Annotated in this window: 23 protein-coding genes; 13 read left to right on the forward strand and 10 right to left on the reverse strand. The window is 32.0% G+C overall.

Annotation, left to right across the window (positions count from 1 at the left end; all coding sequences use genetic code 11):
- Positions 1 to 850: 850 nt before the first annotated feature.
- Together C1I91_RS10900 and C1I91_RS10905 are read right to left on the reverse strand one after the other, a co-directional pair.
- Entirely contained in the window at positions 851 to 1,423 is a 573-nt protein-coding gene (locus tag C1I91_RS10900; protein ID WP_128212913.1) for a GNAT family N-acetyltransferase, read from the reverse strand.
- Positions 1,424 to 1,722: 299 nt separating this feature from the next.
- Entirely contained in the window at positions 1,723 to 3,132 is a 1,410-nt protein-coding gene (locus C1I91_RS10905; protein WP_128212914.1) for a J domain-containing protein, read from the reverse strand.
- A gap of 566 nt (positions 3,133 to 3,698) precedes the next feature.
- On the opposite strand from C1I91_RS10905, the gene C1I91_RS10910 reads away from it, so the two are divergent.
- Positions 3,699 to 4,958, forward strand: coding sequence for a tetratricopeptide repeat protein (locus C1I91_RS10910; RefSeq protein ID WP_128212915.1), 1,260 nt, complete (start codon positions 3,699 to 3,701; stop codon positions 4,956 to 4,958).
- A gap of 226 nt (positions 4,959 to 5,184) precedes the next feature.
- On the opposite strand, the gene C1I91_RS28815 is transcribed toward C1I91_RS10910, so the two are convergent.
- The 4 genes from C1I91_RS28815 to C1I91_RS10930 all read right to left on the reverse strand — a co-directional run bounded on the left by C1I91_RS28815 (position 5,185) and on the right by C1I91_RS10930 (position 8,292).
- Positions 5,185 to 5,463: a GNAT family N-acetyltransferase gene (locus C1I91_RS28815; RefSeq protein ID WP_338032606.1), complete on the reverse strand. Its 279-nt coding sequence runs from the start codon at positions 5,461 to 5,463 to the stop codon at positions 5,185 to 5,187.
- A 356-nt stretch (positions 5,464 to 5,819) separates the two neighbouring features.
- Complete coding sequence (locus C1I91_RS10920; protein ID WP_128212916.1) at positions 5,820 to 6,422, reverse strand: hypothetical protein; 603 nt, start codon at positions 6,420 to 6,422, stop codon at positions 5,820 to 5,822.
- A gap of 138 nt (positions 6,423 to 6,560) precedes the next feature.
- Entirely contained in the window at positions 6,561 to 7,292 is a 732-nt protein-coding gene (locus C1I91_RS10925) for a hypothetical protein (protein WP_128212917.1), read from the reverse strand.
- Between the two features lie 811 nt (positions 7,293 to 8,103).
- Positions 8,104 to 8,292, reverse strand: coding sequence for a YvrJ family protein (locus C1I91_RS10930; RefSeq protein WP_128215965.1), 189 nt, complete (start codon positions 8,290 to 8,292; stop codon positions 8,104 to 8,106).
- A gap of 578 nt (positions 8,293 to 8,870) precedes the next feature.
- On the opposite strand from C1I91_RS10930, the gene C1I91_RS10935 reads away from it, so the two are divergent.
- The 3 genes from C1I91_RS10935 to C1I91_RS10945 all read left to right on the forward strand — a co-directional run bounded on the left by C1I91_RS10935 (position 8,871) and on the right by C1I91_RS10945 (position 9,914).
- The gene (locus tag C1I91_RS10935) at positions 8,871 to 9,110 is read left to right on the forward strand and encodes a hypothetical protein (protein ID WP_128212918.1); all 240 of its coding nucleotides are present in this window, start codon (positions 8,871 to 8,873) and stop codon (positions 9,108 to 9,110) included.
- Between the two features lie 227 nt (positions 9,111 to 9,337).
- Positions 9,338 to 9,559, forward strand: a complete 222-nt coding sequence (locus tag C1I91_RS10940; protein WP_128212919.1) for a DUF1659 domain-containing protein — start codon at positions 9,338 to 9,340, stop codon at positions 9,557 to 9,559.
- Positions 9,560 to 9,692: 133 nt separating this feature from the next.
- Entirely contained in the window at positions 9,693 to 9,914 is a 222-nt protein-coding gene (locus tag C1I91_RS10945; protein ID WP_128212920.1) for a DUF2922 domain-containing protein, read from the forward strand.
- A 411-nt stretch (positions 9,915 to 10,325) separates the two neighbouring features.
- On the opposite strand, the gene C1I91_RS10950 is transcribed toward C1I91_RS10945, so the two are convergent.
- Positions 10,326 to 11,000: a zinc dependent phospholipase C family protein gene (locus C1I91_RS10950; protein WP_128212921.1), complete on the reverse strand. Its 675-nt coding sequence runs from the start codon at positions 10,998 to 11,000 to the stop codon at positions 10,326 to 10,328.
- A 333-nt stretch (positions 11,001 to 11,333) separates the two neighbouring features.
- Positions 11,334 to 11,939, reverse strand: a complete 606-nt coding sequence (locus C1I91_RS10955) for a hypothetical protein (protein ID WP_128212922.1) — start codon at positions 11,937 to 11,939, stop codon at positions 11,334 to 11,336.
- Between the two features lie 876 nt (positions 11,940 to 12,815).
- Between C1I91_RS10955 and C1I91_RS10960 the strand changes: the two genes are divergently transcribed.
- From C1I91_RS10960 to C1I91_RS10970, 3 genes are all read left to right on the forward strand, one after another.
- Positions 12,816 to 15,254: a phosphatase PAP2 family protein gene (locus C1I91_RS10960; protein ID WP_128212923.1), complete on the forward strand. Its 2,439-nt coding sequence runs from the start codon at positions 12,816 to 12,818 to the stop codon at positions 15,252 to 15,254.
- A gap of 557 nt (positions 15,255 to 15,811) precedes the next feature.
- Positions 15,812 to 16,243, forward strand: a complete 432-nt coding sequence (locus tag C1I91_RS10965) for a hypothetical protein (protein ID WP_128212924.1) — start codon at positions 15,812 to 15,814, stop codon at positions 16,241 to 16,243.
- 1,561 nt (positions 16,244 to 17,804) lie between these two features.
- Positions 17,805 to 18,893, forward strand: coding sequence for a plasmid pRiA4b ORF-3 family protein (locus C1I91_RS10970; RefSeq protein WP_128212925.1), 1,089 nt, complete (start codon positions 17,805 to 17,807; stop codon positions 18,891 to 18,893).
- 257 nt (positions 18,894 to 19,150) lie between these two features.
- Here C1I91_RS10970 and C1I91_RS10975 read toward each other — a convergent pair whose 3' ends face one another.
- A complete protein-coding gene (locus tag C1I91_RS10975; protein ID WP_128212926.1) occupies positions 19,151 to 19,366 on the reverse strand; it encodes a DUF2922 domain-containing protein in 216 nt (71 codons plus the stop codon).
- 336 nt (positions 19,367 to 19,702) lie between these two features.
- On the reverse strand, positions 19,703 to 19,927 hold the full coding sequence (locus C1I91_RS10980) for a DUF1659 domain-containing protein (protein ID WP_128212927.1): 225 nt from the start codon (positions 19,925 to 19,927) through the stop codon (positions 19,703 to 19,705).
- A gap of 439 nt (positions 19,928 to 20,366) precedes the next feature.
- Here C1I91_RS10980 and C1I91_RS10985 point away from each other — a divergent pair, with 439 nt between their 5' ends.
- The 6 genes from C1I91_RS10985 to C1I91_RS28830 all read left to right on the forward strand — a co-directional run bounded on the left by C1I91_RS10985 (position 20,367) and on the right by C1I91_RS28830 (position 25,402).
- A complete protein-coding gene (locus C1I91_RS10985; protein ID WP_128212928.1) occupies positions 20,367 to 20,777 on the forward strand; it encodes a hypothetical protein in 411 nt (136 codons plus the stop codon).
- Positions 20,778 to 20,929: 152 nt separating this feature from the next.
- A complete protein-coding gene (locus C1I91_RS10990; RefSeq protein WP_128212929.1) occupies positions 20,930 to 21,577 on the forward strand; it encodes a hypothetical protein in 648 nt (215 codons plus the stop codon).
- A gap of 46 nt (positions 21,578 to 21,623) precedes the next feature.
- A complete protein-coding gene (locus C1I91_RS10995; protein ID WP_164880500.1) occupies positions 21,624 to 23,324 on the forward strand; it encodes a diguanylate cyclase in 1,701 nt (566 codons plus the stop codon).
- A 668-nt stretch (positions 23,325 to 23,992) separates the two neighbouring features.
- Positions 23,993 to 24,136: a hypothetical protein gene (locus tag C1I91_RS28820; RefSeq protein ID WP_164880501.1), complete on the forward strand. Its 144-nt coding sequence runs from the start codon at positions 23,993 to 23,995 to the stop codon at positions 24,134 to 24,136.
- 37 nt (positions 24,137 to 24,173) lie between these two features.
- Complete coding sequence (gene ltrA, locus C1I91_RS28825; protein WP_238475965.1) at positions 24,174 to 24,947, forward strand: group II intron reverse transcriptase/maturase; 774 nt, start codon at positions 24,174 to 24,176, stop codon at positions 24,945 to 24,947.
- Positions 24,929 to 25,402 (forward strand): group II intron maturase-specific domain-containing protein, encoded by a 474-nt coding sequence (locus C1I91_RS28830; RefSeq protein WP_238475966.1) that lies wholly within the window; start codon positions 24,929 to 24,931, stop codon positions 25,400 to 25,402. The genes ltrA and C1I91_RS28830 overlap by 19 nt, the downstream gene beginning before the upstream one ends.
- Positions 25,403 to 25,465 lie beyond the last annotated feature (63 nt).

Consider the following 25,465-nt stretch of genomic DNA (forward strand, 5'->3'; position numbering starts at 1 on the left):
TAGGTATTTTTCTTGAGATGGTCTGAACTTTAGAGAAATTTTCTTTCGTATTGATATATAATCCAATATTATTAGTAGAAACAAACTTTGGAGAGGATAGTGTATTGATTTTTGTTTCTATACGTGAATGTATTAAAAAATTGTTGGTGAGCATTTTCTTTGGAATGGAGTGAGCTTTATAAAAAACTCTTTTAGCTTCAAAATAGATACTTTGAAAAGTGATTTTTGAGGAGCGAAGCATATTGGTTTTGACTACTATACGTGAATGTGTTAAAAAAATGTGTGTGGGTATTGCTTTTGAGATGGTTTGAACTTTATTATGAACTTCTTTGAATTGATATAATCATGATATCAGAAGCCAGCTTTGGAGAGTGGAGCATATTGGTTTTGACTACTATATGGGAATGTATTAAAAAAATGTGCGTTGAGTATTATTTTTGAGATGTTTTGAACTTTATTATGAACTTCTTTGAATTGATATAATCATAATATCAGAAGCTAGCTTTGGAGAGTGGAGAATATTACTTTTAACTACTATATGGGAATGTACTAAAGAAATGTGGGTGAGCATTTTTTTATAACTTCAACAATGAAATATGAATTTTAACTTATATTATTAGTAGTGAGGTATCTAATGATTTTAGATTAAATAGAAAGGTTTTTAAAAGTCAAAGAGGTTAACAACATTTATTTAACACATACCTATAGGGAGTTAAATATATACATACAGAGCACAGGCAGGTCTGTATTTTACTATACTTTGGCAAGGCTAGCCAGGCCATTAGGAAATAGCACTTTTAAAAAGATTTCATATCATACTCAATATGATTCTATAAATCTAAAGATAATTTTACAAATCTAAATACCATATAAGCTGAACTTCATTTCTGTCTTCAATATCCTCATAATAAGCATATTCATCTATTTTGCCTAATACTGCACCTTGTTTATGATAAAACTTACATGCTTGGACATTGTTATTTTGACATTCAATTTTCATTTGTTTTAATCCTTTTAATTTTGACCACTCAGCAGCCATATTAAATAACTTTGTACCCACTCCCTGCTGCTTATAGCTATCGTCAACCCTTATATCCCACAATACACTCATGTCATCTCTACCATCAAGCATATGAATATTTTTTGTTTTTGAAACAACAGTAACTGCTCCAATAGGAAATTCATTATCAAAAGCCATAAAGAAGGCCCAATTAGTTATATCAAATTCTTCTGCATATTTGCTTACTTCTGCATATTGGCCTAAATCTTTTATATATGCTTCCACTGGAAGCTCTTTTAATAAAATACCTCCAAACCCATTCTGGATTTTTTCTAGTTTAAGTATGCTTTTAGCATTAACAAGCATTGGAATCTTATCATATTTGTCAAAGTATGAGCTATCAATTTCTCTATATGTAATCACTTTTTTACCTCCACCAATAAAGTTAGTGTGCCAACAATGACATTAACAACTATAATATATTTGATTAAGGGAATATTACTTTAGTTCTTTATTATCAGTTGTTTTGTTATAAGTTTACTATGACTCATGGTCAAAGTAAGGAACAGTGAGGTTCTTTAGTATCAGCTGTTTTGTTGTAAGCAAGGTCTATATTACTTTTGAGCCTTAACTTTTTAATTGCTGTGAATACACATTTTGCTTCAATCATTGGAAGCAGAATCAAGATTTCATTGGCTAATTATATTAACTAGTCTTATATATTATTTTCCTTTTTTTAATACAAATCTCATAATAGCGAAGAAAGCTACTACTACTATACCGATTCTTGATGCAAAGATTAATGCTAGGCTTATCACAAATAAAAGAATGGCTAGTACAATTTTAAATATCAGCTGTATGGCTTTGAGGATGCCTTTAGGTTCGTTTAGTTGGGTATTTTCAGTGGTTCTTCCAAAGACCTCAGAGTTTATTGCATCCAGTTTAAGTTTAATTTTCTCATTGGAAGGGTCTTCGGCCAATGCTTTAGATAGCTTTTTCCTAAGGTTTGCATATATCTGGGAAAGTAATATATTAGCCTCATTTTCTGGGGGAAAAGTTTTAATGGCCTTTAAAGCCCAGGTTTTAGCTTTATCTAAGGCACCTAATTTAAAATAGGTTTTTGCGACGAAAAGTGGTAGAGCATTGGTATCAGCAGATTCTGGATAAAGATACTTATAGGTTTCCAGGGCTTCTGCAGTCTGATTATTTTCGCAATAGGTAGTGATAACGTATTTTAAAGCAGCAGGGTCCTCAGTATTAATTGTTAAAGCTTTTTCGAAGGAACCATAAGCATTAACTAAGTCTTCATTAAGTAGGTAGATTATACCTTCTAGACGAAATAAGTCTGGATCATCAGTGTAAAGTTTTTTTGCTTGTTCTAGATGATATTTTGCAGCAGAAATATTATTCGCCATGATGTTATCTTGAACTTTTTCTCTATGGTCAAAAAATAATTCATAATCCACACAATCTATAATCCTAAAGTAGGAGTAGTTTAAAGGTATTGGTGTATTTAACTGTTTCTTTATATAATCAACGAAGTCAGACTCATGGGAATAAGTGACCTTAGCTTCTTCGTCGCACCATTTAAAAGTATCCTCAAGAAGTATCCATATGTCTTTTGGAAGGTGGTGATGACTAGAGAGAAAGTCTAGCAACATTCTGCTGAGCACTAGCTTGTTTTCTATAAGCCATAATAAATCGCTGTCTAAGAGAGTTTTCCAATTTCCAATATCAATTCTTGAATAAAAGTCATCATACAAAGCTTCAACCTGAGTTAGGAAATGGGCATTTTGCTCATATATACTTGGAGATTCTTCATGAGGTACTTCCTCCATATGTAAAGGAGAGCCTGGTCCATATTCAATAGTAAACTGAGGGGAAATATCAGTTGTTTTAGTGATAAAATCTATATTTATGGATGTATCATTTGTTTCAGTGGTGGAATCTATATTGACAGATTTTTTAGAGGCTTTTGCATATTTTACAGCGGTATCATAGGCTTCACGCAAAACTTGATATCCTTCAGGATCACTTTCTGGATGGTGAATTTTAAGCTTTTTAGCATAGGCTTTTTTTATTTCTGAAATATCATCGGTAGGTTCAATATCTAAAATGGCCCAAGGTTTCATAAATTCTATAAACCGCCTTTCAATCTATATAATGATGTAGTACTTCTTTGGTTAATGTGGTGTGTTATTATCAATAATTATACTTTTATTATATAAGCTATATTTAATTTGCTTTATCAATTTATTATAACTAATAAAAATGCTTTAGACAATTAATGTATATTAAAGTGTAGGAGATAAGGTTTGCTTTCGGACACAATATTGTTTGTGCTATAATATTGTTACTAAGTTATAAGTAAGATTTGATGAAAAAATATTAAGATAATGAGCATATAGGTTTTGTTTTTATTATAGATGATATGACATAAAAAGCTGCATAAGATACTTATTAAATCTTTTTTAAACTTTACTATTAGTTTATATGAGATAATTTTTAGAATATAAATCTTATTGAGAAGTACAACTATATAAGCAAAAATTAATGCTTTGGTTAGGTTGTTAATGATATTGAAGAACCTTATGGTCAATTTGGATTTAGGGGGGCACAGCTACTTTAGAAAACGAAGTACTGTAGCTTTAAAATAGCTGAATGTGGGTAGCAGACAGGGATTGAAGGGGGAAAATAGATGGTTGAGTTTATGAACAAGACGAGAGAGATTTATTACAATGAGCGGAAAAAAAGCTCTTTTACCTTTAATGATTATAATATACTGTTAAAGCCAATGTGGATGAAAAATTTAAATGATAATAGGTATGCGGCTACATATAAAGATCAGAGCATTTTGAAGAGAAAGGGAAGAATAGCTATAGGAACTATAGTTCAAGCTAACTACAGATTGTTCTCTTTAGAAATTAATAATAACCCAGCGGTTATGGTGTTTTCAGAAGATCCATATTTTGAAGAAAATCCAAAAGCATTAAAAGCTATTGCATCGGAGCTTACTAAGATAAAAGGTAAAGTATGCAATGATGAGAAGCTGCAAGGATTTGCAGATATATTAGATGATGAGATTGTAACCTTATTTAATGCAAAACTTCCTGAAAGTATTACTTTTGGTAAAGAAGTTTACTTAACTACCTTCATGGTTCATAGAGAACAGCTTCCTAACAGGTACATTGATTTTGAATATTTTCCTGTACTGATGTGTCCAGAAAAAACAGAAGCATCTATTATACTTCCAAGCAGATATTGGGCTAGTGAGGTTGGAAAGGAACAAAGAAAAACTAAACTTATTCCGAAAAGAAAACTAAAGAAATTGCTTTATGAAGATCCAATGAGATATATTAATGGCATAGATGCTTATATTAAAGATACAGTAGATAGAGGAATAAGAGCCTCTGAAAAAAAGATGTGGGAGAGAAAGATCTCTTATTATCGCTTCCAAAAGTCAACTGCTCTTATTAATTGCGGAAAATATCAAGAGGCGGAAGATTTACTACGAGAGCTCCTTTCATATTACAATATGAGTAAAGCTGAACAAAATGGAGACATTTTTTATAGCTCTATTCTTATAAACTTAATTAGTCCATTAATTGAACAGGATAAATTTTCAGAGGCTAGACGATATATTTTAATGCTGGAAAAAGCAATATCCAACATAAAGAGTGAAAAGCATATGCAGTCTTTTTATTTATCCTTAGAATATAGGAAAATACAACTAGATATACTAGATGGTGATCTTGAAAGAGGCGTGCATTCCATTAATAAAATGCTTGAGGAAAAGCCTAACGATATTCTTAGAAGTAGTTTATACCTATACTATGGAATCTACTATTTTAAAAAGGGTAATAAGAATTCTGCTTTAGATTATTTTGATAGGACTTTGAAGCTAATAAAAACTCCTGGAATTTTAAAAAAGGTGGAGTACTATAAAAGAAAATGTTAATTCTAAAGATGTACTACTTCTAAATAAAACTGCAAACTAAGTAAAATATCATGAATAGTTAGTGTATAGGGAACCTATATGAAACTTAATTCATAATAATTATAAATTAATGGTTGAAGTTGGTTACCTATAGTATTTTTATGAGTGGTGGAATTTGAATGTAGGCAGATTGCAAAGCCTCACTGAAGAATGTTACTTTAGTGAGGCTTTATAATAAGCCACCTACCTATAATTCTATCCAATACCTTTGGATTAAAGTATCTTCTTCTAAAACTTCATTTTCTAGTATTCCCCCGCAAGCTTTTATGGTTTTTGAGGAAGCAATGTTATCAGCGTCACAGATGAGCAATACCTTTTTAAGGCCTAAATCTGAGCATTTTTCTAAAGCTAACTTTAGCATTTCCTTAGCATAACCTTTTCTACGTTCTTCTTTTTTTACGCTATAGCCAATATGTCCTCCGTAATTGAAGAGGTATTCGTTTAAAGCATGTCGTATATTTATCATTCCTAGTAACTTATTGTCTTCCTCTCTTATGGCTAAGAATAGGCTTGCAGTTATCTCAGTATGTTTTGTAGCTGCATTTTCATTATCCTGTACAAATTGAAGTCATTTTTCATATGTCTCGTAGTCTTATAGATAGGATGATCATGCCAAGCTATCCCCATCCTTAAGAAATTCATTTTTGTACTCTAAAATTTGATTTTTATATTCCAGTGTTGGTGGTAATAATTTCATAACGTGTCTCCTTTATCAACGATATTATTAAAAGTAGTTTTCGTTTAGATTCAGCAGTTATCTATATGCTTGAATATAAATTGAAAAGGTGCGTATTTAATTTTGTATACGCGTCATTGTTTCGATTATAAAGATTTAGCTTGAGTAGGAAAGGTATAAATTAAATTTCCTTTGCCATAGCCTTTAATATTATCGCTATATTCATGTCTTCCTGAAGAAGAAGCTTTTCTATCAATGAAATACCATACTCTTTTGTTGATAGGAGTATCTATTATTGTAGCATTTTTCTCGTCAACTGTAATTTTATCTATATCAGAATCTTCAACAACTCCTACGGTTAGGCCAAACTCCTGCATGTTAGACCAAGCCCAATAAAGCTTATCTTTATATTGGGAAGCTGTTGTTTGATCCAGTTGATAACTGCCACCTTTACTTAGAACTATCCAATTATCCTTTGATTTTCTTTTTACTAGTCCATAGCATAATATATTTTCATTGCTCTTATAAAATACTAATTTCTCATCTTTAGGAAGATCGACTGTAGATAGTATTTGGGATAAGCCAGCATTACTATGGTTCTTTTCATAGCCTACATTTAAAGCTTTCTCTATAGTTTTTCCACTATCATATTTAGGTGGAATACCAAAGATTTGAATATATAGATAGCAAAGTATTATCATTACACTAACTATGGTCATTAGAATATACTTCTTATTTTCCTTCAGCATAAATTAGCTCTCCTCGTTATCTATTTATGTATTACTCTGTTAAAAAAAACTTGAATTTTTACTAGGCTGTGTTTAATATTATTGTTGAAACTGGATGATTAACCATTCAATCTCAACACAATATTTTAACAAAGTCCCTTATTGAAGGTTGTACTGATAATCAGTTGTAAAACTTTTCTCTTGATTATTGTCATAGATGATTAGATTTAAGCCTTGGGCACTGCCTTGGTATGAAGTTGTAGTTTGCAAATTAGTTTTAAATTGCACATCTAAGCCTTGTAAACTTTTAGCGTGAATGAGAAATTCTCTTGGAGCATTGCTTCTTATGTCCAAAGCAACAACAGGATCTTTGATAATAGAGTTTTCTGGACCAAGGTTATCTGGAACCAGCTTTATATAAATTTTTACATCCTTGTTGCTATAGTTTTTAAATTGAAGATGGGTATTCAATACAACATTGCCAGAGGAGTCCTTGGTAAAATTGCAATAGCTAATATCTTTTCTATAATCTATGGCATTAACTCCCTTTGAGAAGGATTTAGCTGTTTTATCAATGCTGGACTGTATTGATGGAAATATTAATAGTAAAATTACTAATAGTAGAGGAATTCTTTTAATAAATTTTGGATAAATATCATGTAAGTAATGATAAGCGCCGTTATAGCCTATTATTAGCATTGCTATAGAGTACAGAACTGTATAGTGAAAGCCTTCAGTTCCATTAGACCAGGTCTTTAAACCTAATCTTTTTAAGATAATATCCCCCAGTGGTACTGAGTTAGTAGTAGCTAAAGAAAATATCATGCTAAATATAATTAGTGCAACAAAAAGCATACCTAGTGTTTTTTTCTTATTAATTCTTAGTTTCATAGTAATATTCCCCCAATTGTATAAGCTCTCTTTATTTTTTATGAACCGTATATGAAAGTGAAGCCTTCACAGAGTATGATGAAAACCACATTGTTCTTCGTAGGAATTTCCCATAAAGGCTAAAGTTCCCCAAAAGTATAATGGAAAAGCCTTTCTGTTTCATAGAAGTTACATATTAAAGTTACATATTATAGTAAGATATATTACGTGGACATTGAAAATATATCTATGAGAAAAAAATATACAAGTGCTAAGTAAGAGAGTTTAAAGCTTCACAGCTTCAATCAGAAATCTATTTTTAAAACTCCTCTAGGTTTTGAGCTGAAAATTTGAAAATATAAATTTATTATGAAGTAGTGCATCTATACATAAATTACAGTGCTGAAGTTAAACAGCTAAGCCATTTTAAAGGCTAATGAACATACGCTAAGAATTAGTGAGGTTCATAATTGGAAGGGTACTATATGTAAATATAATACAATTATATTATTTGTAGTGATGAAATGGAATACGATGTAAAAATATTCTGCTAAACATAATCTATGGAATAGAATGTGAGAAATAATCTGCTAAACATAATCCGTGGAATAGAGTGTTACAAATATTCTGATAAACATAATCGGTTGAAATTATAAAATGATTTGCTTGCTAAACCTAGTAAAATAAAGGGCTTAATATGTTTTTTAGGTATACAGTAAAAAAGAAAGTTTATTCAATGGTACAATTTTTTTATATAAGCTTGAAAAATTATATATGCAAAAATCTCACTGAAATAGTCGCTTCAGTGAGATTTTTTATTCTTTATAGTGGTTTAAGCACTTTTGTTTTCCTCAGAATTATCTATAACAATTCCGAGTTTGGTTGAGATTATGGTATTGAGTTTATTGATTGAGGCTGTTAGTGAGATGATCTGTTTCTCAAGTCTTATAAGCAGATAGGCACTTATAACAACTGGAAATCCTACATTGGCTACTAAGTTTACTAAATCATTAACCTGAATGTGAAATTCACCTCCATTCATATGGTATATATGCTTAAGGAAAGGGATTGAGGAAAAGTTTAAGATATACTAAGAAATGCTTTGGATACTTGGCGTCACTTTTCTACTGTATAGGAGAGTATAATTTTTTTTGTTAGCTAAGCCTAGTAATATTAAGGCTTTGTAGTAGCTATTTAGGTTAAACAGTAAAAAATAAAATTATGTCACCTGCAGAATTTCTTCACATACCTTTAGAAAAGGCAGAGGTGCAAAATAAGCTAATTGAAGGAGATCGCTTCAGCGACTTTTTATAAATACTATCATTTTAAATGGTAAAGCAGTATATACAGAAATGATTTTTACAGGAAAGTAGAAGTGGAAAGAATATTAAATTCCCCAAAGTATTAGCTTTAAGCATATAAGCTAATTAGAAGGGAATGAAGTTGCTTATTTTGCTAGGCATTAAAAACGGAGAAAGTATGTTATCTACTTCAGGTGATTTATGAATCACATATTATATACTTGGCCGTGGACAAGGGACGGCTTAAGGATAGACAACTTCAAATCCAATCTATTTTTAAAGAAGGGAAGGAAATGTTATGATTAATGACTGTATTTCAATTAACTTAGAGGAGGGAAGAAATTTCGATAAGCTAAAGATTGCTTTGGCCATAAGAGATTCTACTTATGAGGATGGGCTTGGTTGTTCATTGCTGGAAAATGAGGTTTTAGAAGATTGTGAAGGATGTTCCTTAAACTATATCTGTCACAAGGTTGAATCTATAGCTAAGGATTACACTGACAAAACAACTAAAGTTATCAGCAGCTTTAATTTTTAAGAATAATTGTAAAAAGGGCAAGCAGTTAGCTTTTACTAGTAACTAAGGTGTTTAAGAATTTTAGATTGTTGGAAATGCAGAATAAGTTCTAGTTCTAAGTAATAATATATCTAAGTTTACTAAACAGGATTATGATAGATTTCATTATTAATCAGTATGTCTATAGGCATAAATTGAGAGAGTGACGGAAGTATTAGGCTTAGTGAAGCTTGAAGGGAGGTGAAGATATGGCAACTTCAATATTGAGTAATAACTCCATGATAATAAAGTACAAGACTGGTACCAATGAAAAAGGCGATGATATATTTAACAGTCAGAGGTTTTCAGATGTGAGGCTAGACATAAGCGATGATGATTTTTATGCAGTTGGAAAGGCACTAGCAGGTCTCATGAGTTCTGATGCTGTTAGTATAAGAAAGCAGCACGACTATTTAGTTGAGGATATTTAAAAGCCTTAAGCTACAAATGCAAAGTCTTGGGTCTTATTATGGAAGTGTTATATGTTGTTTAAGAATTAATTAGGACATCCTTATAGCCTCAATAATGGTGTAGACCTAATTTATTAAGAAAGGAGGTGCCTTTATGGAGGTAAAATACCTTGTACTCGCATTTAAAAACGAAAAGGGAGATAAGATAAATATATCTCTACGTGGAGTAAGGGACAATCTAACACAACAAGAAATATCGAATACAATGGATATGGTGATAAGTAAGAATGCCTTTTCTAGTTCAGGGGGAAAACTGGTGCAAAAGGTTGGAGCACAGATGATAAGTAAGAATGTGGATGAATATAAGGTAGGATAGTTTTTTTGGAGTTAAAGCATAGGATGACAGGCTACCTAATTTAAACAGGGTACTTTAACGGACTTATATAATTTGAAGCCGGTTGAGGGATGACTAACGACTTAATTTTACAGGGTACTTGAAAAGATCACTAAGTTTAAGGACTAAGGTGGTAGATAATAAGTAAGTAGGATAACTATATTTATAAAGTCTGCGGATTTCTCGCCCATAAGGTGGTATATATAATAAGTAAGTAGAGTAGTAGTGATTCTTTTTTTGGGAAAGGACACTACTACTTTTTACTTTATAGATTATATTGGTGAATATATGAATGTTACCAGAAGCTGGGTTAGGATGTTGGCTTTTGATTTTATAAATCATATTAGCGAATCCTATTGAAATTTATTACTTAGAACAGCTTCATTCGCTTCTTTATAAATACTCTTCTTTAAGAATTTGATTTATTTTTTCAGAACTTTCCATAATAAAGTTATCCATTTCTTCTTCCTTAAGGTATATATATTCTCTATCCAAGTTGTCTCTCTCACCACTGTAGAGGTCTATTATATACTCTCGCCTGTTTGAAAAGGCATCCTTGCTGAAGAAGTCTATATAGTGATTTTGAAATCCAACTGCAGACTTATATATAGAAAAAGCCTTGAAGTTAGGATTTTTCTTAAGATAAAGAAAATCTAGGTCATACCAATCTTTCTTTTGTGCCCATATCCAATCATTTCTGTTTTGAGCATATAGAGCTTTAAACTTGTATTTGCAAGGACGAAATATTTGCTTCACCCACAGAATATCAGTTAGTAGATGAGTTAAGTAGCCTAGATAAAAAGACTTTTGCGGTGGGGTGTATTTTTTCCTTTGTTCTAAATTATAGAACTGTTCAACATATTCATCTAGGTGAATATCTTTAAAACCATCTTCATTAGTGGTTTTGAAATGTGAAACATCTCCACTTGGGGTAAAAGCTGACCAATCCTCATTTGGGACACCACTATCCGGTGCTATATTGCCAACTACGAACTCAGTTGGTGAGAGATTGGGGATTTTATCAAGTAAATATTCTGCTACACGAAGATGTACTATCCAAGAAGCCATATGTAATCTCCTTTCTTACTAGCCTTATACACACTGAGAAATTGCTGCATATGTAAAAATTCTTTAAGTGTCTACTTCAGCTCTTCTTTTTGCTGCAAGGTTCACAATAGCTGAGATTATGAATAACACTGATGAAGTCTTTTTCATAGAATCCCCTTAATAAGTTTCTTATATTAAATACGCAAATAATTATAACATATAATGGAATAAAGGAAAAAATTAAAGAAGAAAACCTATAGATATGTATTAATAGAATTGGTAGTTTGCTATTATACCCCAATTCTTTAAATATCATAAGGCTAACCTTCCTTATCAAATTAGATAAATATATATTTAGAGATTCTTTTTGAAATATTGATATGCAAGAATACAAATAGGAGTAAAATATACACACCAGAACTCCAAAGCCAGTACACCCATAGTATAACTGCCCTTTGCAGCTGTGCTAAACACACCAAGTATAGGCATTATAATACAGGATAATGCAAATACTCCATGAATCAATAGTAATGCCTTTAACCATTTATCTCTTTTATTAAAGACTTCTATGGTCAAGCCTACAAAAAATGTGGAAAGTGCCATAAAAGCATAACCATACAAATCATAGTTGAAAAATAAACTGCCCAGGTGCTGATAGTCAAGTATGGCAAGAGCTTCAGGACTTAATTTTGATAAGCGAATAGTTGTTAATTGTGCAAAGTACACCAGTCCAACAAGTACAGCATATACAGAAGAAAAAGCAATTGCAGCATAGCCGGCAGCTTTATTTTCCTTACTGTTTAACGAAGAAAAGGTGCAAATCATTGGAATAAATCCTAAGGAAATAATAATACTGAAGAAATAACCTCCAGCATTTTTACCTACTATCATAGAAATAGCAAAGCCTATGACACCAATTAAAGTGACAATAGCCGAATGCATACCAATTTTTTTATTCATGATACCTCCTAAAAACATAATAAAATTCATATTGTAATAACAGCATTTTGTTTAATTATATTGTATGTGGAAATAAATATCCAATATTTTATATAATTTCATAAAAATTAACTTATGAGATATACAAGAACCTAGAGAAGCTCTAAGAAGATAATGATACAGGTATCTAACTTCAACTGTAATTTATACATGCCTGATAATCCCCAGAAGCCGGTATTATCGAACATTTATAAATTAAGTTCCCGTAAAGGATACCTATAGCATACTACTTCAAAATTATATCTATCAAATGCAAAGCTTCTTAAATTTATTGAAAGTTTTATTTGAGTCTAAGGAATGAAGTGGAATGTCTCTTAAAAGAAATAGATATTCCAGTTTTATAATTTTGAAAATACTAGGAAGCATTTTAGCTATTAATGGCATTCTTATTGATTTATATATTTTACTTTGAGCAGTTACATTCTTTGCTCTCTATTGAAGGGGAACAGCTATATAAAATATAAAGCTGAATATTTAATAGATTTTACAATTATTATCCATATTTTAACATCCGCTTAACCTTGGCATAATATAGTTGGGAAAAATACTTACTATAATATACTTGATGCAGATTTTATAGATGTAGTAGATCTGATTATGAATTAGTAATTAATCAGATTTAAACCTGGTATTATTCGGAAAGATAAATCTATATAATAATAGATTTTGGCAACCTAAAATCTTATAAGTCGTATCTTATAGTTGAAAAAGGTAGAGGTTCTATTAGTTGAATTTTCACTTCCTGGATACAGATGATAGGCTAAAGTTTCTACTTAAGTAGGTTTATGCATCTTAAAAGTAGCATTAATATAGGTTTTATGAAAGGATAAGATTTAAATGGGCTTAAATAAAAGGATAGTTCCACTAGTTTTACTGGCGGCGGTTACCACAAGCTGCTTTACAAGAACCGCTCTAGCTGATGCACCTAATGCACCACAACCGGCAGCTTACGGTTATTATGTAGACTCATGGAAAAATAATACCACTTCTAATATGACTCCAAGTACCAATCCAGCTATTGGGGTGCTTTCAGAATATCTTAAGCTATGGACTCCAGGAACTGCTTGGAATAATGGTACTATACTCAATGCACCAATACTAAATTCAAATATTCAAAAATCTATAGATATTACTAACAACCGTTCTGAAGCTGAAGCTCATCAGGCTTATCTCGATGATCGTAGAAATCAGAGCTATGGCATAATTAATGGACTTGGTAAGTACACTGATGCCTTTATTGCTGGAGCTAATGCGGGAACCTCAATACCTTATGATATTCCTCAGGATGCTACTACAAAAAAATACGATGATAAAGGTAATAGCAATGGAAATTGGGCTGAGACTAATTCAAACCTTGGAAATATGGTTAATTTGGTTAATGTACTTAGAAGTAGTGCTGCTTCAACAACTCCAGCAAAGTCTTACTATCAATATCCACGTCCTTGGCGTTGGAGCACTGATGTAAAAGTATTGCCTACCTTGGAACCAGCTAAGAGCACTACTCCAGAAACTGATGGAGGCTTCCCAAGTGGACATACAAACGCGGCATACTTAGCTGCAATAGGCTTAGCTTATGCATTTCCAGAGCGTTTTCAGGAAATGATTACTCGTGCCTCAGAGTTAGGTTATGATAGAATCGTAGCAGGAATGCATTCACCTCTTGACGTAATGGGAGGACGTATGACTTCTACAGCTATTGCCGCTGCAGCGTTAAATAATCCAGACAATCAAATTGCAAAACTTGCAGCTTATAACGATGGACGTAAGCTTTTAGCACAAAGCAATGCTTCTTCCGTTGATAGATTCAGTGATTATGCTAAGAATAAGAAGAATTATACTGATAGATTAACTTATGGTTTTCCTCAGATTGGGGACAAGAGTAAGGCTATGATAGTGCCAAAGGGAGCAGAGGTGTTACTAGAAACCAGACTTCCATATCTTGATGCAAATCAACGTCGTGCGGTGCTAGCTACTACAGGTGTGCAATCAGGTTTCCCATTACTTGATGATGCTGAAGGATGGGGACGTCTTAATCTTTTCGCAGCAGCAGATGGCTATGGAGCATTATTGGACAAGGTTAATGTAAATATGGACGCTGCTAAAGGTGGTTTCAATGCTTTAGATATTTGGAAAAATGATATTGCTGGAAATGGAAGCTTAGTTAAGAATGGAACTGGTACCTTAAAGCTTATAGGCAATAACAGCTATTCTGGTGGTACAGAAGTGGACAACGGAACTCTAGAAATGGACTCAGCTAATGCCTTAGGTTCTGGTAAGGTCAACAATAATGGTGGGACAATAACTGAAGCTGTAGCTGGTGCTGCAAATATAGGAAGTGAGTTTGATCAAGCACCAAATAGCACACTTGAACTTAGCATAGGTAGCAAGGATGATTTATTAAATATAGCAGACAAAGCTGATCTTTCTGGAAATCTAAAGTTAAACTTTTTAAATAACTATGTACCTCAAGATGGAACTCCTATAATAACTTATAAGAAGGATGGACGTACTGGACAATTTACTTCATTAGTTACAACAGGTCTTCCAAGCAATTATAAGGTTTCACTTGACTATAACGCTGATAATATTAGTCTAAAATTAGTCGATACAAATGTTGTAAAAGTAAACACAATAGCTGTAAGCGGAAAAGATGGAGCTTCTTCAATTACAACAAGAGGCGGTAAGCTACAAATGCTTGCTAATGTAGGTCCAGATAATGCTACTGACAAATCAGTTACTTGGTCAGTTTTAGGAGCAGATGGAAAACATACAGATTTAGCATCTATAGATCAAAATGGTTTATTAACTGCATTAAAGGATGGCAATGTACAAGTAGTAGCAACAGCTAAAGACGGTTCAGGAGTAAATGGACAAACTACCGTTGCAATATCTGGTCAAGCAGTAATTAGTACTCAACCTACAGATAATAGTGGAAATGGTGGAAGCAATGGTAATCCAAGTACTCCATCAAATACTAACACTACAGGAAGCAATACCAATACCACCACTAATAATTCTGGAAGTAATTCAAACACTACAACTAATAATACAGGTAACAATTCAAATTCTAATAACGGTGGAAGCAGCTCAAGTACTATAAATAATACAGTGAATGGTTCAAGTAATAGTACTGGAAGCAATACTGTTAAGACAAGCACTTCATCATTGCCTAAAACTGGAGCAATGATAGATAGCAACCTACTAGGATTAATGGGATCATTACTAGTTGGTGCAGGATCCATAGGTGTATTTAGAAGAAAAAGAAAAGAAGATTAACATTTAGCTAATATTCCCTTAAAGGGAGTTCAGAGTCTGTAGCAACAGCAGAACTGAGCTCCTTTTTACTCTGTAAAATAATATATTATGAAAGATAAAATCTCTGCCAAGTATAATGAAAAGGTTTTTTTTAGGAAGCAAACATGAAATCTAAATCCATAACAAAAGTACAATAAAAAGTTTTATTCTTCCTAGGAAATTATTAAATGCTCTGTTAGCTTAACATACTAATATAAAGCCTTTGAATAGATTTTTAGGAGAAATAATAAAAAAAGAAATATTATTTTTAAACTTTCATGCTAATTCTAGGTATTGTTCTAAATGGCATAAATCTTCAATAAAGAGAAGGAACTATAAAGAGCAAGGATTTATAAGTACAATCTCAGACCACTAATATTAATACAAAGTTAAAGGAATTTAAGATTAGAGAAGTAATTTATGAATTGCTATTATAAATGATTGAATATTTTCGGGTATATTATATATAATTTAGTAAACATCCAAATATCTTGGATTCCTATTACTTGGATGTAATAAATAGGATTGTGGTGATGTATATGGGAAAAAGAAGTAAAATGATAACCACAGCAACGCTATTAATTTTCTGTATTCTATTTATCTCTGTAACTGTCTATATAAAAAGTGGCACATCTAAAAAAAATTCAGAGAATGAAATATATCCTAAAGGAGATATAAGTAACTCAAAGGTGTTCGATAGCTCTCATAATAAAAAAGCAGTTTCATTAAATAAAGAAGATGCCAAATATATACTGCAAACAGTAAAGGACTCTAAAAAAGATTTAGTTACTGAATATGAAGGTGGCTTGGTGGAACTGAATATTTCTTTTACTGATTCGGTTATTCAATTAGTTAGAAAAGATGATGAAACAATATACTACGTTTTCCATAATAATAAGATTAATGGCATATGTTATAAAATCAATTCTAAAAACTTATCAAAGTTTATATTAAAAATCAGCACGCAATGATTATATAATCTAATTTTAGGGGACTCTATGGGTTCTCTTAAAATATAATATATTCACACCATTAGTCTTTAAAATAGTATGAATTTAAAAAGGTATGAAGTGGTGCATCTTCAAATGTAGATGTAGATACCTTTATGAGCTGAGAATTTAACGGTATAAATTCTAAAAAAGCAGTAAGTATTACATCTTTGGGCATAGATGTAGGCGATTTTATAGATTTGGGAAATATAGGTATTAGGCAGTATGTGTGATAGTATTTTCAGTGCCTATATGTATGTATTTAAAAATGTTGTTATCATATAGTTGAGCATTTTATTGTACTAAATAAGCAGTATTTTAGCAGGAAAGCCATTTTAAAAATTCATTTCTTTATGAGCTGAGAATTTGAAGGTATAAGTTCTAAAATAGCAGTAAGGCTATATCTTTGGATATAGATGTAGACTATTTTATAGATTTGGGAAATATAGGCATTGGCCAGCGTATGTGATAGGATTTTCAGTACCTATATATATGTATTTAAAAAATGTTGTTACTGGATAGTCAGAAAAATTATTGGCTCTTTTATAAACGTATGCAAGCTTAGGGGATAAGCATACTTCTAAAACAATATCATTATAAGTTTAAACTAATAGATACTAGTATAACCTTCACCCACATTTTTTAAATACATAGCCATAAGGAGTTAGAATAGTAGTACCAATACCAGTGAAGCATCTAAGAAAATATCATTTACAAGAGAACAATTTAGAAAATACCTATAGGGTTGATTATTATATCAGTTAGAAATCAACTTAGGATTATGCTTAATTTCAACAGTGGCTTTAGGAACTGCCAAAGTTAAGGAAATATGATCGTAAGAAATTATTTAATGAACATTATTCTAATGAGATTTAGTCACGTAATTGCGCCTATAAGCTCCACACACATTTTTTAAATACATAGCCATAGGGAGTTGAAATAGTAGTACCAATACCAGTGGAGCACCTAGGAAAAGCCATTTAAAAGGAAGTATGCAAAGAAGATTCTTATAAGCTCCTCCTTTATATCTAGGAGAGGAATAACTTAATTAGTTGAGAAAATACTTAAAGATTATGGTATATTTAGACATGATAATTTAACAGATAAAAAATAAAAGATATATTCAATAAAGATGGGCAATTCTGTAATATGTTTTGCTTTAATTGTTAAATATATTAATGTTATATATAGGGAACCTTTGCAAAAACTTAATTTATACTTGTTACAAAATCTCGGCTTCTGACGATTTTGTGGCATGTAAAAAATTAATAGTTGAAGTTGTTCATATATAGGTATCCTTTACGAAAACTTAATTTATAAATGTTCGATAATACCGGCTTCTGGGGATTATCGGGCATATATAAATTAATAGTTGGAGTTGGATACCTATATGTATCCTTTATGAAAACTTAATTTATAGATGTTCAATAGTCCCAGGTTATTGGGATTAGATAATCCAGGATTGTGGGGAATATCAGGCATACATAAATTAATAGTTAAAGTTGGATAGCTATACATATGGTAAGTGAGGAGAAAATGTAAGATGCTTATATGTTGTACAAAAAAGTTACAGGAACAGATTGGAGTAAAATGTGAAAATATAGAAGATGGAAATGATTTGTTTTCTTGGACTGCTAATATAGTTATGATAAATAGAAGAAAGTCTGTTGTAGTGGTAAATGATAGCAGTAGATTCGGCTTTATTCTTTATGGGTTGAAAGCAAAGGATTTTAAGAATTTTGACAATGTTGTTATAGATGGAATTAGAAAATCTCTTAGAAGTCAGAAGATAAAAGAAGAGATTATTGAAGCTTATTTAAAAGATGCAGGGAAGGCGGTTTATTCTAAGACAAGAGGGAGAAAATATGTTTCTAGACTAAACACTGTCTGTGAATATTGTCAGTGGCAAGAGAAAAGTATAGATAAAGATAAGGTTTATCAATCGATTATGTCAAGATATATAAATACCGATTATGTAAAAATAGATGCTTCCAATAAATATGAGGAACCTTGCAATTTGCTGATGCAAGATTTTACAAATGCCTATGGGGAAGATATTATCCAATGCGGAGGAATTGAAATATTAGTTAAATTATACTTAGGTAGCTATATAGCAGAGAGAAGAATTGTTACGCCTAATGATATAACCTTTAAAGATTTGCATGCTATAATTCAAAAAAGTATTCCGTGGAATAACAATCATATACATGAATTTATAATTTTTGATGAAAAGGATGAAGATAGGTTAAGAATTGTAAGTAAAGATAATGAGTTTATTGATATGCAGGAAGAATCTAAGATTGCAATAGAATCGCAAGTTTATCTAGCTGATTATGTGGATAAAGCTTTGAAAATATTTTATTGTTATGATTTTGGAGACTATTGGAAGCATGAAGTTGTTATAGAAGGAATTGTAGCTGACTTTGAAAAAAATTATCCAATATGTATCCAGGGAAGTGGAGATGCACCACCAGAGGATGTTGGTGGTGTAGATGGATATCAGGAGTTTCTTAGGGTAATGGCAGATGCAGAGGATCCAGAATATGAGGATTTAATCAATTGGGCAAGATATCAGGGATATGAAAGCTTTGATATAGAATCAGCAAATAGAAGATTAAAATATATGAGATAACAGCAAAAAGAGAGCCTAGTCTCCTGCCATATTTTATTAATATTCATTGGGAAAGGCAGATGCGCAAAAAAGTAGCTGAAGAAGATTTAAAATGTCCTTGACATAGGGGCCATTTTAGGTCGCTTCAGCTACTTTTTTATTTATAAAGGGTATTAAATTAATATTCTAAGGGGTTATAGTTATAGCTAAAAACTAAAAGCTTGTTCTATAGTACAAATACGGAAACTTGTCCTATAATTCAAGTCTAGCAGCTTGTCCTATAGTTCAAACTTAGTAGTTTGTCTTTGGCTTAGCTGGGCACCATACTTTGATGCTAAAGCGATGCCTTTGCTTTCAAATACGTCCTTAGCAACTATGGTATCCATAAGACTGTTGATTTGATCCTTTGTTATATCAGGTTTTACACCTGCTATGCTTAAATTAACCTTGTCCCCAGCGACATTTACGAATGTTAAAGATAATGTATATTCCATGATTGATCTCCTTTCTTTTCCTTTAATTTATTGAAATTAAGTTTAATTGTTTGATGTACCACTTGATTTAAAATTAGTGCTTATAATCTTATGATTAAAATTAAGAAGACTCTTAAGCATAGCTTTTTCAATAAAGTGATACAGTTTTATTGATGATGATTAATTGATTTTTATATTGTGAATTTGTGTTAGTACATTTTGATATATTTCAAAATGTAGTGATTGTTTTAAGCTAATACATAGTAAATATGTGTGGATACTAAATAGAGACTTGCATTTTAAAACGGCTTGCCTACTATTATATAGAACTATGAATTAATTAGCTTATCTATGAAACTAGGCATTAATTAGCTTAGATGCTTCGTTTAGGTAGTAGTCTCTAGTGCCATTTGCCAAAACTGCTTTGATAGCTTCAGCAACAGCGAATACAGACTCAGGAGCTGCTGTATTCTTTATTCCAGAATAAGTCTTCTTTTTATAGATTTTTGCTCCGGTTTTATCGGTTCCGCTTTCTACCTCCATAGAAAATGTAGTAGAGTCTAAAACTTTGTTAACTGCCATAATGTTTTCCTCCTTTTTATTATTAAAATTAGAAGCGAGAGAGCTTTGAAGTTGTGGACACCTAACCCTTACTACTATACTGAGCTCTAAGCATAGAGGTATTAATAGTTAAAACAAGTGGTGATTGTAAATATACAGCTCTTTACGGTGAAAAAGCCTAAGAATTAAGTGATGAATTAGGTACTGCACTAACGCTTTCAATTAAGATATATGTCAGTACAATAGTAATTTGGAAAAATAATTTTTTTATTTATAGGAAGCCTTTATGTGAACTTAATTTATACATGTTGGTAGTGCTGGAGTCTGGAGATTATCTGGCATGCATAAATGAATAATTGAAGTTGTAGGCTTTTAGCTTACTTCGATTAGTAGTTTATTTATATGTTATAGAATTTATTGTATAATTTACTCATGATATTCAGCTAGAGGGGGACAACAGATGGAGATAACGGAAACTTTTATAAACAATATTAAAGAGAAGGACCAATTGAGTAAGGAAGAAATAAAAAAGATATTCTTACTGGAAAAGAGAGCAATAGAATTAATGAATACTAAAGAGAAGCTAAGTGAAGAGGATACATTGATAGTAGAATTTTTAAAATCAGAAGAGTATTATTCTTTAAAAAGAGGCTTTTATGAAAGTGAGATATTTAAGGCTAAAAAGCACATAAAATATTTTTGGTATATAGCAGCATGCTTGGTAGTTTTGGATTTATTTATGGTATTTTACTCTTTAAACTTTATAGCTTTAGGAGCATTACTATTATTTGGTTTAATTATAGTATTTACTATCCTAAAGATCTTTCTTTTGTTGCTAGAATATAGTTATAGAAATTTAGGGGAAAATTAGATTAATAAAATTTCAGGAAAATGTATTTTCCAGTATATATAGGTTTAACCATAATATTCTTGACAAATAAATTGCTATATGTAATAGTGAAAATAATGTAGATATAACATAAATTTTGTAGAATTGAATAGCGTAGGAGGTTGCGTTACATAGTGGAACATAATACTGTATTTTATAATGAAATCAAGAATGAATTAAGAACTGGAGACCTTATATTATTTCATGGAATGCTAATAAGCAGCGAGATAAATGAGCTTTTGACAGGTAGTCACTGGTCTCATGTTGGAATGGTAGTAAGACCGGAGGATTTAGGTATAAAGTCTACTGACAAATTACTTTTGTGGGAGTCTAATACCTTAGTAAACTTAGAGGATGTTGAGCTAAATAAAACTAAGATAGGTCCTATGCTAGTTGACTTAGAACAGAGACTTATAACAGATTTAAAGGATAAGAAGGATAATATATTCCAGATTCGTTATAATACTTGTGATATAACAGAGGATATGATACTTAAGCTTAAAGCTTTTATAGAAAAAGTTCACTTGGATACTTTTCCTAAAACTGAGTTTGATCTTAAAAAGGAAGTATTTGAAGGTAGGATTTTAGGTAAGGCAGTAGATAATGGAGATTATTTCTGTAGTAAATTGATATCAGATACCTATATTCATATGGGAATATTAAGTGAAAAATATCCACCTAACAGTTATGAACCTAAGGATTTTTCAAATGCAGGCAGCTTACCCTTCATAAAAAGGGGACAACTTGTAGATGGGCCGCAAATAGATGTTTCAGAAAAATAAATATTTTAATACAAGGCTAATTTGGATTATCCTATCATTAGCCTTGGTGATATTTATTTTATTAGGAGTTAGAACACCTAAAAGTAATATACCTAAAGCTGCGCAAGGAAAAATTGATTTAAGTAAATGGAATTTTGATAAAGATGGACTTGCTAGACTTGATGGACAGTGGGAATTATATTATGGTCAGTTAATAGAGCCAAAGGATTTTGATGAAGCTAACTATAATAAAGAAGGAAGAGACTTTTTTAATGCGCCTAATTCTTTCAGTAAAACCCTAAGTAATAATAAGCTTCCAAAGTCAGGTTATGGAACCTTAAGGCTTACAATTAAATTGAAGGATGGCGATAGAAAGTCTTATGGTTTAAGAACTCAATCACTCCTTTCAGCGTCAAGGGTATGGGTTGATGGTAAACTATTAATTACCAATGGTGTAGTTACTAAATCTTCAACAGATGCGGTTGGAAGCTTTGAACACAACATGGCCTTCTTTGAGAATACCAAAAATGAAGTTGAAATTGTTATAGAAACTTCTAATTACAATAATGTCACTGGTAAATTCCAAAGTATAGATATAGGTTATTCACAGGATATAAAGAGGGAATATATTAAAAATGTAGTGCTAGACTCTATTGTTATCGGGGCACTTTTTATAATGAGCATATATCATTTTGCCTTGTATTTTAAGAGAGTTAATAAAAGAGCCCCATTGTACTTTGCTATATTCTGCTTATTTGTTGCCTTAAGAGATACTTTAGTAGGAGAAAGAATTGTTTATAGCTTTTTTCCTAATATAACTTTCGATTTGTTTAACAAGATAGCGTATTTGACGGTTTATTGTCCTTTGCCGTTTATAGTTTTGTTTTTTAAGGAATTTTTCGTTGAAGATCTTTCACCGAAGATAGTATATGGAATAAATACAGTATCAATACTGCTTGCCACAGCAACTATATTTACCAATATAGAAGTGTATGAGAATTTCTTGATAGGCTATGAAGTTTATGGCACAGTTTTACTAGCGTATATTTTATATATTATTGTTAGGGCTGTTATCAATGGTAAAAATGGAGCTCAACTGATTTTATTTGGGTTCATCATTTTTATAATTACTATATTCCATGATATGCTGTTGCATCTTGGATGGCTGCAAGGGAATTCACTTTTGACCTTTGGATTTTTAGTTTTTGTCTTTTCACAGTCATACATGATGGCAGCTGTTTTTTCAGACGCTTATGTTGAGATAGAAAAGTTGCTAGAAGCAAATAAAGAGGTTTATTTAGATGAATTAACAACAATATTTAACAGAAGAGGTTTTTACGAGCATGGAGAAAAAATCTTTAATGAGGTAGCTAGGAAAGGCGGAAACCTTATATTGTTTTATGGAGATCTTAATAAATTAAAGACTATAAACGATTCCTTTGGACACAAGGAAGGCGATGAGGCCATAAGGAGAACAGCTTATATTCTAAAGAGGATTTTTGGAAAAGAAGATTTAGTGGCAAGGATAAGCGGAGACGAGTTTACCGCTATAGCATATGGTAGAGGCTCCTTGGATGAAGCAAAGAAGATCGTGGATAGGATAAGTACTAATTTTTATAAGTATAATTTGGTTTCTAGAAAACCCTATGAGCTTACAATCAGTGTAGGCTACTCTTTATATGATGGTAAAAGTAATAAAAGCTTTGAAGAGTTAATTCATGAGGCCGACAACATGCTTTACCAAGTTAAAAACAGTAGAGAAGGATAGCTTGCTTAGTAAGGTCAAGGTTAATAGAGAAGGTTAGCACTATCGATTAGATCAGAAAAAATAGATAAGGATTACGTTAATTAGATTATAGAAATAGAGAAAATAGAGAGTAATAACATGCTTAATAACAGCACAAAAAATTAGTTAAGGAACAATAAAAATCCTAAAGTTGGATAAACAACAATCTTGAGGACAGAAAAAAGATAGTCTTGAAAGTAGATAAAAAAATCTTCTTTCAAGATTTTTGTGTGCCCAGCATGGGCAACAACTTGGCGGTGAAAGTCCGCTGTGGGCTTGGTAGTGGGAACCACTAGCTAAGGGCAAGGGTGTCCATCGTGAGGTGGAATCTGAAGGAAGCCTAAGGCAAAGTCTCGGTCTGAGGGATACGAACTACATATAAGGCTTACTAGGAACGGACGAGTTTGCAAAACAAAACGAAGTCCAACACTATCCGAATTTCTAGGAGTAAATGTAGCAGATATATGAGATGAAGGTTGTTGTTCTTACCTGGGGAGGTCTGATAGATACATCGCTTACAAAGATGAATTTCTAGGGCGATAACCTACATAGCGATATGTAACTGAACTATCAGAAGTCAGCAGAAGTCATAGTAACTCCGCTAATCGCGATAGCGGATGAAGGACTGAACTTTAAGGAGGTTTTCAAGTTTGAAAGTTTCGAAGAATACTCAAAGATTGCAGAAAACTAAATATTTAGGCTCTAGTGCCCAAGATAGAGTGGAACTCGAAGATAAGCAAAGAGTGCATAGAGAATTCTCGGCAACTCCAAAGGAGAAAAATCAGTGGATTTGAATATGGCTCACTAGAAAGGATATTATCCAAGGATAATATGAACTTGGCTCTTAAAAGAGTAATATCTAATAAAGGTAGCCACGGCGTGGACGGAATGCCAGTTTATGAACTTAAACAATTTCTGAAAACAAACTGGATATCTATTAGAGAGAATATTCTTAATGGTGAGTATAGACCAATGCCAGTTAGAAGAGTAGAAATACCAAAACCTAATGGTGGAACTAGACTCTTAGGTATACCTACAGTTTTGGATAGACTTATCCAACAAGCTATTGCTCAAGAATTAAATAGTATTTATGATAGAAGATTTTCTGAAAGTAGCTTTGGTTTCCGCCCTCAAAGAGGAGCTAAAGATGCAATTAAGAAAGCAGAGCAGTATATCAATGAAGGCTATAGGTGGGTTGTTGATATGGACTTAGAGAAATTCTTTGATAAGGTCAACCATGATATATTAATGTATAAATTATCAAGAAGCATTAAGGATAAGAGAGTATTATCACTAATAAGGAAATACCTTCAGTCAGGAATAATGATAAATGGTGTAGTGGTCAGAAATGAAGAAGGAACTCCTCAAGGAGGACCGTTGAGTCCACTCTTATCTAACATAATGCTAGATGAACTAGATAAAGAGTTAGAAATGAGAGGTCATAAATTCTGTCGCTATGCGGACGACTGTAATATCTATGTTAAGAGTGAGAGAGCAGGTAAAAGAGTTATGGAGAACATAACTGCATTTATTGAACGTAAACTCAAACTTAAAGTAAACAGAGAGAAAAGTGCAGTAGACAGACCTTGGAGAAGAAAATTCTAGGATTCACACTGAACCTAATGTATGGAAAAGCATATGCATCTATATCAAAGCAATCATTAAATCGATATAAAGATAAAATTAAAGAGATACTATCTAGGTCAAAACCGATGACTTTGGAACAAAGGGTAGGAAAACTTAACCTAATTAATGTTGGGTGGATTAACTATTATGGAATAGCCAAATGCAAAGGAATAGTGGAGCACTTAGATATTTGGATAAGGAAAAGATTAAGAATGTGTATATGGAAACAGTGGAAGAAAGTTAGAACTAGATATAAAAACCTTAAGAAGCTGGGACTTGAACACTACCAAGCTATAAAGTTTGCCAATACCCGCAAAGGATACTGGCGAGTAGCAAATAGTGCAATTTTAAACACAACTCTTACAAATAAATTCTTCTCGGACTTAGGCTTAAAAAGCCTAACGCGTCAATATATTAAAATTCATTCAACTTAAAGAACCGCCGTGTACCAGACCGGTACGCACGGTGGTGTGAGAGGACGCTGAATAAAATAATTA

This window comes from Clostridium manihotivorum (assembly GCF_004015185.1).
Taxonomy (GTDB): domain Bacteria; phylum Bacillota; class Clostridia; order Clostridiales; family Clostridiaceae; genus Clostridium_AR; species Clostridium_AR manihotivorum.